Raw genomic sequence first — 12,872 nt, 5'->3', positions numbered from 1 at the left:
CCCCGGGGCCTTCCCAGTCAGTGGTGCAGCGCCAGCAGATCGAGCTGAAGGGCGAGTTGGAGCTCCAGGGCGCGATCCGGGCTGTTCCAGCCCGATCCCAGGATGGACTCGATCCGATCCAGCCGCTGGACGACGGTGTTGACGTGGATGTGCAGTTCCTCCTTGGCCCGGGTCAGATTCGTGCCGGAGGCGAAGTAGGCGCGCAGGGTCCCGACCAGATCCGTGCCTCGCCGGCTGTCGTAGTCCAGCAGAGGCCCGAGGACCGAGCGGACGAAGCCTCCGACATCGTGGCCCTCGCCGAGGATCACGCCGAGGAACCCGAGGTCGGCGGCGCAGGCGCCCGCGCCGGTCCGACCCAGGACGTGCATGGCCCGCAGACAGCGCACGGCCTCGGTGTGCGCTGCGGCGAGACCCGCCGGGCCCGCGGCCGGCCCGGCGGCGGCGACGGTGACCGGGGCGCCGGTGAGACGGGAGAGTCCGGCGGCGGCGCGGCGGGCGGCCGCCCCGGGGGCGGTGTCGCGCTGCGGGAGCAGGATGACGGTGGTGTCGCCGTGCTCGGCGCTGATGCCCCCGCTGCCGAAGAGGTGCTGCAGGCCGGCGGTGGGCAGCTTGGCGCGTGTGTGTTCCGTGCCCTGGGCGACGAGCATCAGGTGGGGGCGGTCCAGGTCGGTGCCGAGACGGCGTCCGCGGTCCACCAGACCGGCGGGGTCGCGATCGGGGCCGGTGAGCAGTTCGGTCAGCAACTCTCCGCGGATGCGGTTCTCGGTCTCGGCGACCGTCCGGCGCAGCAGCAGGAGCAGCGCCGTGACGACACTGGCGCGCTCGAAGAGCCGGCGGTCGGCGTCCCCGAGGGCCCGGTGGTCGAGCAGGACCAGGCTGCCGAGGAGTTCGGGGCCGGCGAGGACGGCGCAGACCCAGTGCCGTTCCAGCGGTACGGCCCGGGCGGCTGCCCGGGAGGCGCCGGCGGCTGCGGTCACCGCGTCGGGAGTGAGGTCCGGGCACGGGCCGGCCTGGGCGAGCCGGTGCCCGGTCGGGTCGTGGACGGCGACGGGAGTGCCCAGGAGTTCGGCGAGCGCCGCCGCCACGTCGGCGGTCGCTCCGCCGCTCAGCACGAGGTCGGTGAGGCGGTCGTGGACCTCCTCCGCCCGCTGGACGGAGGCGGCGTGTTCGCGGATGACCGCGTTGGCCTCGGCCAGCCCGGTCAGGGCGGTGCGGGTGTCGGCGAGGGCCCGCGCGGTGTCGATGGCGATGGCGGCGTGGGCGGCCAGCGAGCACAGCAGGGCCACCTCGTCGGGTGAGAAGGCTCGGGCGGTGCGGTCCGCGGCGAACAGCACCCCGATGACCTTCCCGCCCTCTCTGGTGCTGGAGCCGAGCAGCAGCGGCACGCCCAGGATGGCGACCAGTCCTTCGTCCACCACACCGGCGTCGATGGTGCGGGTGTGGTCGAAGCGCCCGTCCATCGGGTAGTCGCGGGTGGCGTAGGGGCGGGCGGTCTGGGCGACGAGGCCGCCGAGCCCCTTGCCGAGCGGCACCCGGAGTTCCTGGAACAGCGGGGAGACGGAGCCGTCGGTCACCCGCATGTACGTGTCGCCGGCCTGCTCGTCGGGGAGCGTCAGGTAGGCGGTGTCGGTGCCCAGCAGCAGGCGGGCCCGGCGGACGATGGACTGCAGCACGGCGTCGAGGTCGCGCAGGGCGGCGAGGTCGCTCGCAGTGTCGAAGAGCGCGGTGAGTTCGGCCTCGCGGCGGCGGTGCTGACGCAGCGTCCGGTGGACGCGCATGGCGAGCCACGCGCCTTCCTCGATCTCGGCGTACTCGTGCGGTTGCGTGCCGCCGGCGCGGGCCTCGGCCACGGAACGGCTGATGTCCTCGGCAGAGGAACCGTCGGCGAGGAGCTCCAGCAGGCGACGAAGGGCTGACGTGACGGTGTGGTCGGACATGGTGGCCGCAATCGTTGCGCAGGTGGGGAGGGAACGCCCGCTCCGCCCGGCCGAGCGGGGGCTCGGCCGGGCGGAGCGGGTTCGCCGGGTGTGTCCCGGCAGGTCAGGACCCGGCGCCGGAGGCGGCGAGGTCCTGTGCGGTGGCCGCTCCGGCGGTGGTGCCGGAGGAGGGGCCGACCTCCGCGAGGTCACGGTCGCGGGTCTCCTTGGCGAAGAGCATCGCGACCACGGTGATCACCGCGGCGATCCCGACGTACACCGAGATCGGCGTGGAGTCGCCGTACGAGGAGAGCAGGGCGACGGCGATCAGCGGAGCCGGGGCACCCGCCGCGACGGAGGCGAACTGGGCACCGATGGAGGCCCCGGAGTAGCGCATCCGGGTGCCGAACATCTCGGAGAAGAACGCCGCCTGCGGGGCGTACATGGCGCTGTGGAAGAACAGGGCGACGGTCACCGCGAGAGTGATCATCCCGAAGCTCTTGGTGTCCACCATCGCGAAGAACGGCCAGATCCAGATGCCCACGCCGATGGCGCCGGCGAGGTAGACCGGCTTGCGGCCGATCCGGTCGGACAGCGCACCGAACATCGGGATGAGGAAGAACTGGATGGCCGAGGCGATCAGGACGGCGTTGAGGGCGGTCTGCTTCTCGACCTTCAGGTGGCCGACGCAGTACGCCAGGATGAAGGTGGTGATGACGTAGTACGAGATGTTCTCCGCCATCCGGGCGCCCATCGCGACCAGGACGTCCTTCCAGTGGTGGCGCAGCACGGCGAGCAGCGGTGCCTGCTCCTGGCCTGCTCGGCCTTGCGGGTCTCGCTGTTGGCCAGGGCCTGCCGGAAGAGCGGGGACTCCTCGACCGACAGGCGGATCCACAGGCCGACACCGACCAGGACGGCGGAGAGCAGGAACGGGATGCGCCAGCCCCAGGCGAGGATGGTGGCGTCGGTCTGCACGTTGGCCAGCAGGGTGAGGGCGCCGACCGCGAGCAGGTTGCCGAGCGCCGCGCCGCCCTGCGGCCAGGAGGCCCAGAAGCCGCGGCGCTTGGGGTCGCCGTGCTCGGAGACGAGCAGTACCGCGCCGCCCCACTCGCCGCCGAGGGCGAAGCCCTGGACGATCCGGAGCGCGGTGAGCAGGATCGGGGCGGCGATGCCGATGGAGCCGTACGTGGGCAGGCAGCCGATCAGGGCGGTCGAGATGCCCATCATCAGCAGGCTGACGACCAGCAGCTTCTTGCGGCCGAGGCGGTCGCCGAAGTGACCGAAGACGAGGGCTCCGATCGGTCGGGCGGCGAAGCCGATGGCGTAGGTGAGGAAGGAGAGCAGGGTGCCGGTCAGCGGGTCGGAGTGCGGGAAGAAGAGCTTCCCGAAGACCAGGGCGGCCGCGGAGCCGTAGAGGAAGTAGTCGTACCACTCGATGGTGGTGCCGATGAGGCTTGCGCCGACCACGCGGGCAAGGCCGCCGGGTCTGGCGGGCGCGTTCACAGCACTGGGAGCGCTGGCCATGGTGTCACCGATTTCGGGGGAGGGAGGGGACGGCGCACGCACGGTGGGTGTGTGCGGCTCGGGGGACGGCCGCCGGGCGGGGGTTGAGGCCGCCCGGCGGGGTTCGGAGGGACGGCGGGGGCCGTCAGTGGGCTGTCCAGCCGCCGTCCAGCGGCAGGGAGGTGCCGGTGATGTAGCCGCTGTGCGCGGAGCAGAGCCACAGCGCGGCCTGTGCCACCTCGTCGGGTTCGATCAGCCGCTTGATCGCGGAGCGTTCGAGCATCACCTGCTCCACCACGTCCTGGACGGGGATGCCGTGGGCTCGGGCCTGTGCGGCGATCTGGTCCTCGACCAGCGGCGTACGGACGTAACCGGGGTTGATGCAGTTGCTGGTGACACCGTGCGGGGCCCCTTCGAGCGCCGCCACCTTGCTCAGTCCTTCCAGGGCGTGCTTGGCGGCGACGTACGCGGACTTGAAGGGGCTGGCCCGCAGGCCGTGCACCGAGGAGATGTTGATGATCCGTCCCCACTCCCGCTCGTACATGTGGGGCAGGGTGCGGCGGATGATCCGGAAGGGGCTTCGACCATCACCCGCTGGATGAGCTGGAAGCGCTCGGGCGGGAAGTCGTGGATCGGGGCGACGTGCTGCAGGCCGGCGTTGTTGACCACGATGTCGGCGTCCTCGGGCAGCCCGTCCACGGCGACCGGGTCGGAGAGGTCGACGGCCAAGGCCGTCCCGCCGACCTCCTCGGCCACGGCCTTGGCCGCGTCCGCCGCCCGGTCCACGACGTAGACCCGGGCGCCCGCTGCGGCGAAGGCGACGGCGCAGGAGCGGCCGATGCCGCTGGCCGCCCCGGTGATCAGCGCGGTGCGGCCGGCCAGGAAGGGAGCGGCGGCCGTGTGCCCGTCGACGGCGTTGCCGGCGCGGAGACCGGCGGTGTGGGTGCTGTCCATGTCGGGTCACCGTAGAGAGGATGCGGTGCGGCTCCCATGTGCCGTGCGGCCACAGTGCCCGCGCCGCGCATGGTGCTGCGGCCCATTCCGCCGCCGGCCGACGGGTCGGCTCAGCCGCCGAGGGCGTGGACCATGTTCGTGACGGCCGTCATCTGGGGCGCACTCCTGACCGCGAAGTCGGGGCCGTTGTAGCCGAACCAGTCCCAGCAGCCCTGGGGGTTGACGGGCAGGGCGGTGGCGATGGCCTCGGGGTAGAGGACGACGAGGTTGTTGGTGTCGGCGTACGTGTCGAGGTTGCCCCATTCGGCGAACTCGTCACCGAGGAGGTACTGGCCGGACAGGCAGCCGTGGAGGGCGACCACGAGCTTGCAGGGCTGTCCGGCGGCGCAGGAGGGCGGCACGTAGACCTGGCCGGTGGTGTCCATCGCATAGACCGGTCCGAAGCCGCCGGGGACGTAGGCGTTCTGGTCGAAGTGCGTCAGGGTGCCCTTCGGCACTTGCGTGTTGGGGGCGTTGACGCGGCCGAGCCACGCGGTGAGCATCTCGCGCTCGGGGTCGTCGAAGCAGTTGTTCATGAACGGGGCCGAGGTGAACGAGCAGGCCACGGGTCCGTACGGGGTGACCCAGGAGTGCCCGGCCGGGTCCCAGTTGTGGTAGCTCGTCCGCGCGCCGAAGTGCTGGTAGAAGGCGACCCCGGCATCGGAGAGCGCGGCGTTGACCACCGGGTCGAGGGTGCCGTGGTAGGTGTACACGGGCTTGCCGGTGAGGTTGGAGACCGGGTCGATCCGACCCTGGGCGGCCCAGGTGACGGCCTGTTGCTCCAGGACGGGCAGGCCGATGCCGAGGTCGCAGGCCTCGAAGCCGATGACGTTGCCCTGGCCGCAGTCGTAGGGGCCCGCGGCGATGACGCCGGCTCCCTGGAAGGTGCCGGAGTAGGCGACCTGGAGCTGGCTGGCCATGAAGCCGCCGGAGGAGACGCCGGTGACGTACGAGCCGGTGATGGCGAGGTGCGGCAGGGGCGGGGTGGACGCCTGGGCGGGGGAGGCCGGGCCGACCGTCGTGAGGGCCGCGCAGGCGCCGAGGGCGGCTGCGGCACGGGCGGCGCGGCGGAGGGAGCGGAACATCATGGGACGCACTCCTGGGTGGGGGAGGCGACCGGCCGGGGAGACCGGTCGACGGTGCTGGGGTGGCGACGTGCCTCGGGCCCGCGGCCGTCCGGTGCGTGGGGGCACCGGACCGGTCCGCCGCGGGCGGAGCGGCGGGTGTGCCGTCAGAAGCTCTCCGGCGGCAGGACGATGTCCCGCTTGAGGATCTTGCCGGTGGCGCCCTTGGGGAGGGCGTCCACGATCCGTACCAGGCGGGGGTACTTGTAGGCGGCGACCCGGGCCCTCACGAACGCGCGCAGCTCGTCCGGGCTGCTGTCGGCGCCGGGCCTGAGCGCGACCACGGCGGCGACCTCCTCGCCGTGCGTGGGGTGCGGCACGCCGATCACGGCGGCCTCGGCCACGGCGGGGTGCTCGTGGAGGACCTCCTCGATCTCCCTGGGGTAGACGTTGAAACCGCCGCGGATGATCAGGTCCTTCTTGCGGTCCACGATGCGGAAGTATCCGTCGGGGTCGCGGACGCCGAGGTCGCCGGTGCGGAACCACCCGTCGGGGATCGCCTCGGCGGTGGCCGTCGGGTTGCGCCAGTAGCCCTTCATGACGTTGTGCCCGCGGACGGCGATCTCGCCCGTCCGGCCGTCGGCCACCTCGGCGCCGTCCGGGTCGAGCACGCGGAGCTCGACGCCGAGGACCGGGGTGCCGATGGTGCCGGGTCTGCGGGGGCGGTCCGGGTGGTTGAAGCAGGCGACGGGTGAGGTTTCGGACAGGCCGTAGCCTTCCAGGACGGTGCAGCCGAAGGCCTCTTCGAAGGCGTGCAGGACCTCCACCGGCAGCGCAGCACCCCCGAGACGCACACCCGCAGGGACGCCGTGCCGCCGGGGTCGCGGCCGGTGAGCAGCATGGTGCCGTACATGGTGGGCACGCCGAGGAAGGCCGTCACCCGGTCGCGTTCGATGATCTCCAGCGCCCTGGCCGGGTCGAAGCGGGGCAGCAGCGTCAGGCAGGCCCCCGCGGCGACGGCGCAGTTGAGGCCGACGACCTGCCCGAAGGCGTGGAAGAGCGGGAGGGCGCCGAGGACCACGTCGTCCTCGGTGAGCCCCAGCAGGGTCGTGCGGGTGATCTCGGTGTTGCGGATCAGGTTGTCGTGGGTGAGCTCGGCGCCCTTGGGCCGGCCGGTGGTCCCGGAGGTGTAGAGGATCACCGCGGTGTCGGCCGGATCCCGGGCGATCAACTCCGGTTCGGGGTGGTGTCCCGCCAGCAGGTCGTCGAGCCCCCGGTCGGGCACGGCGATGCAGGGGACTTCCGCGGCGACCGCGCCTCGGAGCGCCTCCTCGGCCCCCAGCGGTGCGAAGAGGAGGCAGGAGCCGGAGTCGTCGAGGTGGTACGCCACCTCGCGTTCCTTGAGCAGCGGATTCATCGGCACCACGACGGCCCCGGCGCGCAGGACGGCGTAGTACAGGACCGGGAAGGCGGGCACGTTGGGCAGCAGCAGGCCGACCCGGTCGCCCGGCCGGACACCCGAGGCCCGCAGGAGGGCGGCCGCTCGGGCGCTCGCCCGGTCGAGCTCGGCGTAGCTCGTGGTGGCGCCGTCCAGCACGACGGCCGGCCGGTCGGGACGGCGCTCCGCCGAGTTCACCAGGAATGCGGCGAGATTGGTGCGGGGGTGGGCACGTCGGGGGCTCCTTCGGTCCTCCGGGTCTCGGAGCGGCTGCCCGCGGAGCCCGGCACAACCAACCAATCGATCGGTTGTTTCCGTGGTGTTGCGAGATACCATCGGGCCCTCTGCGCTACCGTGTCAACCAATCGATCGGTTGGTTTTGCGTTCTGGGTGCGAGGAGAGGCAGATGGACGTCCCCGACTGGGAGCCGCGCCGGGTCGCGGCCGTGGCAGTCGCACTGCCGGACGGCGTGACTCCCGCCGGCACCCGTGGCAGGATCCTCGAAGCCGCCTTGGCGCTCTATGCCGAACTCGGTTTCTACGGGACTTCGATCCGCCGCATCGCGGACCGGGTCGGGATCAATTCCGCCACGCTCTACGCGCACTACCAGTCCAAGGAGCAGGTGCTGGCGGAACTCGTCCAGGTCGGCCACCGCGAGCTGCACGACCGGCTCGCCGCCGCGGTCGGGGCGGTGCCGGACGCCGACGGTGCGGCCGCACAACTGGCCGCGCTGGTCCGCGCCCACGTCGGGGTCCACGTCGACTACCCGCTGCTGGCCGTCGTCACCAACAGCGAACTGCACGCCCTCTCGCCCGAACACGCCGCGCCCGCGCTCGAACTCCGGGCGGCCTGCCGCCGGATGCTCCTCGACGTCCTCGCCCGCGGCGTCAAGGACGGCGAGTTCGCCGTTCCCGATCTCGTGCTCGCCGCCACCGCCATCGGCGCGATGGGCATGCACGTCGCCCAGTGGTTCGGTCCCGACCAGCCCTACGGCGGCGAGCAGATCGCCGAGACGTATGCCTGCCTGGCCCTGCGCATCGCCGGCGCCGCCGCGCGGTAGCTGCGCGCGGAGCCGCGGGCGTCCTGCCGGGGACGACATGTCCCCGCCCTCACTCTCGACGGGCCCTGCCCGTGTTGTCAGACAGGGAGATCCACGCTCATGCAGTCGCTCGTCACCACGCGGAACGGCGCCCTGCGGGGTGCCGTCACGGAAGGCGGGATCCTCGCCTTCAAGGGCATCCCCTACGCGGCGCCGCCCTTCGGTCCGCACCGGTTCCGGCCGCCCCGCCCGGTCGAGCCGTGGCACGGGGTCCGCGACGCCCTGTCCTACGGCCCGACCGCACCCAAGGCCCCGTACGCCGCACCCTTCGACCGGCTGATCCCCGAGGTGGACATCCCCGGTGAGGACTGCCTCAATCTGAACGTCTGGACCCCCGACCCGGGCGGCTCGCTGCCGGTGATGGTCTGGCTCCACGGCGGGGCATTCGCCAACGGGTCCGGCTCGGTGCCCGGATACGACGGCACGCGCTTCGCCCGTGACGGCGTTGTCTGTGTGACCGTCAACTACCGTCTGGGCGCCGACGGTTTCCTCCATCTCGGCGACGGTGCCGCCGCCAACCGGGGCCTGCTGGACCAGATCGCCGCCCTCGCCTGGGTGCAGGAGAACATCGGCTCCTTCGGCGGCGACGCGTCCAACGTCACCGTCTTCGGCGAGTCCGCCGGTGCCATGAGCATCGGCACCCTCCTGGCCGTGCCGGGCGCCGCGGGGCTCTTCCGCCGCGCCATCCTGCAGAGCGGCGCCGCCCACCACACCCTCGGCCCGGCGAGTGCCCGGCTGATCGGCGGCCGTCTCGCCGACCTGCTCGGCGTCGAGCCGAGCCATCGGGCCGTCGCCGCCGTCCCGCTCGACGTGCTCGCCGCGGCCCAGCAGCGGCTGCGCGCCGAGATCTCCGCGGATCCCGCCCCGGAGCGGTGGGGCGAGGCCGCCCTCAACCTCATGCCCTTCGAACCCGTCGTCGACGTGCTCCCCGCGCCTCCCCTCGAACGGATCGCGGCGGGTGCGGGAGGAGACGTGGACCTCCTGATCGGCACGAACAGCGACGAGTTCCGGCTCTTCCTCGTGCCGACCGGCGTGGCCGGATCGGTGACCGAGGCCGCCCTGCGCGGCGCCGCCGCGCGCTACGGGCTCGACTCCGACGCCGACCTCGCCGTCTACCGCGCCCAGCGCCCGGATGCGACCCCCGGCGAGCTGCTCGCCGAGATCGCCACCGACTGGTTCTACCGGATTCCCGCCGTCCGGCTCGCCGAGGCCCGCGCGGCCTGCTCCGGCAGCACCCACCTGTACGAGTTCGGCTGGCAGCCACCCACCTTCGAGGGGCGCCTCGGGGCCTGCCATGCCGCCGAACTGCCCTTCGTCTTCGACAATCTGGACGACCCGGCCTTTGCGGGCCTGATCGGTGCCGAACCCCCGCAGGGGCTCGCCGACACCATGCACGCCGCCTGGATCGCGTTCGCCACCTCCGGCTCGCCCGGCTGGCCCGGGTACGAGACCCGGCGGCGCACCACCATGCGCTTCGACGCCGTCTCCGAGGTCCTCGTGGACCCGCGATCCGACCAGCGCGCCCTCTGGGACGGGCGCCGCTGACTGCTCCGGGAGCGCCCGCCGGCCGGGCGCTCCCCGGTGGCGGCGCAGCAACATTGCAATACCGAACGACTCGGTTTAGATTTATGGGAGGCGCCGGCCACCTGCGTCGTCGCGTCCCCTCCGGAAGGACCCCCATGCAGTACGCAGTCCTCGGCACCGGCGTCGTCGGCCGGACCATCGCCGCCAAGCTCGCCTCCGTCGGCCACGAGGTCGCCATCGGCACCCGCGACCCGCAGGCCACCCTCGCCCGCTCCGAGGCCGACGCCATGGGCACCCCGCCCTTCGCCCACTGGCACCAGGACCACCCCGAGGTGCGCCTGGAGACCTTCGCCGACGCCACCGCCTCCGCCGACGCCGTCGTCAACGCCACCTCCGGTGCCGCGGCCCTGGACGTGCTCGCTCGCGCGGGTGCGGAGAATCTCGACGGCAAGCTGCTGCTGGACATCGCCAACCCGCTCGACTTCTCCCAGGGCATGCCCCCGTCGCTGAACCCGGTCAACACCGACAGCCTGGGCGAGCAGATCCAGCGCGCCTTCCCCGGCGTCAAGGTCGTCAAGACCCTCAACACGATGAACAGCGCGGTCATGGTCGACCCGGCCCGGGTCGCGGGGAGCACCACGTCTTCGTCTCCGGCGACGACGCCGACGCGAAGAAGGCCGCCACCGAACTCCTGGTCTCCTTCGGCTGGCCCGCCGCCGCCGTCCTGGACCTCGGCGACATCACCACGGCCCGCGGCACCGAGATGCTGCTGCCCATCTGGCTGCGCCTGTGGGGTGCCCTCGGTCACGCCGACTTCAACTTCCACATCCAGGGCGCCCGCGCCGCGTCCTGACACCCGGCCGGCACCCGGCCCGTGTGCGGATCCGTGCACGGGCCGGCCCGCGCCGCCGGACGCGGGTCGGCTCAGCCGGCCGCTGGGGGCCGGAGGCCCGCCAGGACGAGGTCCACCGCGCCTTCGGCCCACGCCGGCCGACCCCCGCGACCGGCCATGTAGTCGGCGTAGAAGGGTCCGAGGAGAGCCGAGACCGCCTCCTCCAGGTCGGCGTCGGTGCGGATCTCGCCGCGGTCGCGGGCCCGTTCCAGCAGTTCACCCAGCAGGGCACGGCGGGGGAGGACCGTCCGTTCGCGCAGCAGGGCGATGAGTTCCGGCGTGTGGGTCTCCTCGGCGAGGCACGTCCCGATCAGCGCCATGCCCCGGACCCGCTGCACCGTCGCCGCGAAGTCCTCCAGGACGGCCACCAGGTCCGTCCGGGTGTCCCCTGTGGCCGGCGGGGCCTCCGCCATACGGACGGCCTCCAAGGCCGCCGTGACCAGGTTCCCCTTGCTCTTCCACCGGAGATGGATGGTGGACTTGCTGACCCCGGCGGCCGCGGCCACCTGGTCCAGCGTCATCCGGACGAAGCCCTGGGACGTCAGCAGCTCCAGTGCCGCCCGCAGGATCGCGGCCTCCTTGTCCGCCGACCGCGGCCGCCCTGCGCTCCTGCTCTCGCCCATCCCCGCAGGATAGCCAATCCCGTCCCGAACCGTTCGGTATCCCCGCCGGGCGGAGCCGGCCCGTCGGGCTCCCCGACAGGTGCCGGTGTCTGCGGGCACCACTGCGGACCTCCGCGGTGTGGCCCTGCACCATCTGGGGCGAGCCGCTGCGGCCGCATAGCCTGTCCCCGCCTCGGACGGTTCGGCCGCCCGGTGCGGGATCCGGCCGACGAGCCCGAGCGGCCGGGCCGTACCCCGGCCTCCCGCGCGCCGCGCCACCGTTCCGGCGCCGGCCCCGTGTACGGGCCGACCGGCGCCGTCCACGGCCTCCTCGTCAGACCGACTCCCGGATGGTGACCCCTCATGCCCTCAGCACCGCCGCGCACCACGGCCCTTGACCACAGACCCGAACGCCTGGCCGGGATCATCGGTGCGAGCCTCATCGGTACCACGATCGAGTGGTACGACTTCTTCCTCTACACCCTGGCTTCCGCGACGGTCTTCGGCCCGCTCTTCTTCCCGAAGTCCGACCCCTGACGGGCACCCTGCTCTCGTTTCTCACCTATGCGATCGGCTTCGCCGCCCGTCCGATCGGAGCCCTCGTCTTCGGTCACTTCGGTGACCGCGTCGGCCGCAAGAAGCTGCTGATCATCAGTCTGGTGATGATGGGTGCCGCCACCACGCTCATCGGGTGCGTGCCCACGTACGGCTCCATCGGCGTCGCCGCCCCGATCCTGCTCACCTCGCTCCGGGTCGTCCAGGGGTTCGCCCTCGGCGGCGAGTGGGGCGGCGCGGTGCTGTTGATCTCCGAGCGCGGCGATGCCGAGCGCCGTGGCTACCGGGCTTCCTGGCCCCAGGGGGTGCGGCACTCGGCTTCGTCCTTGCCGCCGGCGCGCTGACCGTGCTCACCAGCGCCTGGGGCCCGGACGGCGTCCTCGCCTTCGGCTGGCGCATCCCCTTCCTCGCCTCTTTCACCCTGCTCACCACCGGGGTGTGGATGCGCATCTCGATCGAGGAGTCGCCCGTCTTCCAGCGGGCCCTCGCGGAGGCCGAGGCCCGGGAGGCCCAGGGGACGAAGGAGACCGCGCCTGTGCTCTCCGTCCTGCGCCACCACTGGCGCGACGTCCTGGTCGCCATGGGCGTGCGGATCGCGGAGAACATCTCTTTCTACGTGGTCGGGACGTTCGTCATCACGTACTGCGTCACGGTGGTCGGGCTCAGGGAGCAGACCGCCCTGAACGCGGTGCTGATCGCCGCAGCCGTCGAGTTCGCCCTCATCCCGGTGTTCGGAGCACTCTCCGACCGGGTCGGCCGCAAGCCCGTCTATCTGACCGGCGCGATAGGGATGGGGATCTGGGCATGGCCGTTCTTCTCCCTCGTGGACACCGGGCGGTACCCGATGATCCTCCTCGCCGTCACCGTCGGCCTCGCCCTCCACGCCGCCATGTACGCCCCCCAGGCGGCCTTCGTCTCGGAGCTGTTCGGCACCCGCATGCGCTATTCCGGAGCCTCCGTCGGCGCGCAGTTCGCCTCCCTCGTGGCCGGCGCCCCGGCGCCGCTGATCGCTGTCGCCCTGCTCAAGTCCTACGGCAGTTCCACGCCGATCTCGGTCTACCTGAGCGCCGCCGCGGTCGTCACCACCGTCGCGCTGCTCGCGGCCGAGGAGACCAGGGGCCGCAACCTCGCCACCGTGGCTCCGACCTCCCGCCCCGGCCGTGCAAGGGCACACGCCTCGGTGCGGGGCTGACCCGGGCGCCCGCCGTCCCGCGGACACCGGGCGGGCCGGTGTCCGGCAGGCGGTCCCCGGCGCGGGGCCGGCCACCCCCGTCCGCTCCGGTCGT

The 12,872-nt window shown here is 72.7% G+C and carries 5 protein-coding genes and 5 pseudogenes; 4 read left to right on the top strand and 6 right to left on the bottom strand.

What is annotated here, in order from left to right; all coding sequences use genetic code 11:
* Nucleotides 1–17: 17 nt before the first annotated feature.
* The 5 genes and pseudogenes from ABEB13_RS07940 to ABEB13_RS07920 all read right to left on the bottom strand — a co-directional run bounded on the left by ABEB13_RS07940 (nucleotide 18) and on the right by ABEB13_RS07920 (nucleotide 7,112).
* Complete coding sequence (locus ABEB13_RS07940) at nucleotides 18–1,937, bottom strand: helix-turn-helix domain-containing protein (RefSeq protein WP_345704885.1); 1,920 nt, start codon at nucleotides 1,935–1,937, stop codon at nucleotides 18–20.
* Nucleotides 1,938–2,040: 103 nt separating this feature from the next.
* Nucleotides 2,041–3,440: pseudogene (locus ABEB13_RS07935) on the bottom strand (MFS transporter).
* Between the two features lie 124 nt (nucleotides 3,441–3,564).
* Nucleotides 3,565–4,373: pseudogene (locus ABEB13_RS07930) on the bottom strand (3-hydroxybutyrate dehydrogenase).
* 110 nt (nucleotides 4,374–4,483) lie between these two features.
* Nucleotides 4,484–5,500: an extracellular catalytic domain type 2 short-chain-length polyhydroxyalkanoate depolymerase gene (locus tag ABEB13_RS07925; RefSeq protein ID WP_345704884.1), complete on the bottom strand. Its 1,017-nt coding sequence runs from the start codon at nucleotides 5,498–5,500 to the stop codon at nucleotides 4,484–4,486.
* A 143-nt stretch (nucleotides 5,501–5,643) separates the two neighbouring features.
* Nucleotides 5,644–7,112: pseudogene (locus tag ABEB13_RS07920) on the bottom strand (long-chain-fatty-acid--CoA ligase).
* A 208-nt stretch (nucleotides 7,113–7,320) separates the two neighbouring features.
* Between ABEB13_RS07920 and ABEB13_RS07915 the strand changes: the two are divergent.
* The 3 genes and pseudogenes from ABEB13_RS07915 (at nucleotide 7,321) to ABEB13_RS07905 (ending at nucleotide 10,390) form a co-directional block, all read left to right on the top strand.
* A complete protein-coding gene (locus tag ABEB13_RS07915) occupies nucleotides 7,321–7,974 on the top strand; it encodes a TetR/AcrR family transcriptional regulator (RefSeq protein ID WP_345704883.1) in 654 nt (217 codons plus the stop codon).
* Between the two features lie 99 nt (nucleotides 7,975–8,073).
* The gene (locus ABEB13_RS07910) at nucleotides 8,074–9,558 is read left to right on the top strand and encodes a carboxylesterase/lipase family protein (RefSeq protein ID WP_345704882.1); all 1,485 of its coding nucleotides are present in this window, start codon (nucleotides 8,074–8,076) and stop codon (nucleotides 9,556–9,558) included.
* Nucleotides 9,559–9,692: 134 nt separating this feature from the next.
* Nucleotides 9,693–10,390 (top strand): annotated as a pseudogene (locus ABEB13_RS07905) (NADPH-dependent F420 reductase).
* Nucleotides 10,391–10,461: 71 nt separating this feature from the next.
* Here ABEB13_RS07905 and ABEB13_RS07900 read toward each other — a convergent pair.
* Complete coding sequence (locus ABEB13_RS07900) at nucleotides 10,462–11,052, bottom strand: TetR/AcrR family transcriptional regulator (protein ID WP_345704881.1); 591 nt, start codon at nucleotides 11,050–11,052, stop codon at nucleotides 10,462–10,464.
* A gap of 342 nt (nucleotides 11,053–11,394) precedes the next feature.
* Here ABEB13_RS07900 and ABEB13_RS07895 point away from each other — a divergent pair.
* Nucleotides 11,395–12,778: pseudogene (locus ABEB13_RS07895) on the top strand (MFS transporter).
* The last annotated feature ends 94 nt before the right edge of the window (nucleotides 12,779–12,872 follow it).

Origin of the sequence: Kitasatospora paranensis (assembly GCF_039544005.1) — a bacterium.
Classification (GTDB): Bacteria; Actinomycetota; Actinomycetes; order Streptomycetales; family Streptomycetaceae; genus Kitasatospora; species Kitasatospora paranensis.
Note: the sequence above shows the minus strand (reverse complement) of the source record. Positions and strands in the feature narration are given on the sequence as shown.

Excerpts from the sequence above, each read along its gene's own strand:
- ABEB13_RS07915 (WP_345704883.1), top strand. The coding sequence starts at position 7,321 with ATGGACGTCCCCGACTGGGAGCCGCGCCGGGTCGCGGCCGTGGCAGTC.
- ABEB13_RS07910 (WP_345704882.1), top strand. The coding sequence starts at position 8,074 with ATGCAGTCGCTCGTCACCACGCGGAACGGCGCCCTGCGGGGTGCCGTC.
- ABEB13_RS07940 (WP_345704885.1), bottom strand. The coding sequence starts at position 1,937 with ATGTCCGACCACACCGTCACGTCAGCCCTTCGTCGCCTGCTGGAGCTC.
- ABEB13_RS07900 (WP_345704881.1), bottom strand. The coding sequence starts at position 11,052 with ATGGGCGAGAGCAGGAGCGCAGGGCGGCCGCGGTCGGCGGACAAGGAG.
- ABEB13_RS07925 (WP_345704884.1), bottom strand. The coding sequence starts at position 5,500 with ATGATGTTCCGCTCCCTCCGCCGCGCCGCCCGTGCCGCAGCCGCCCTC.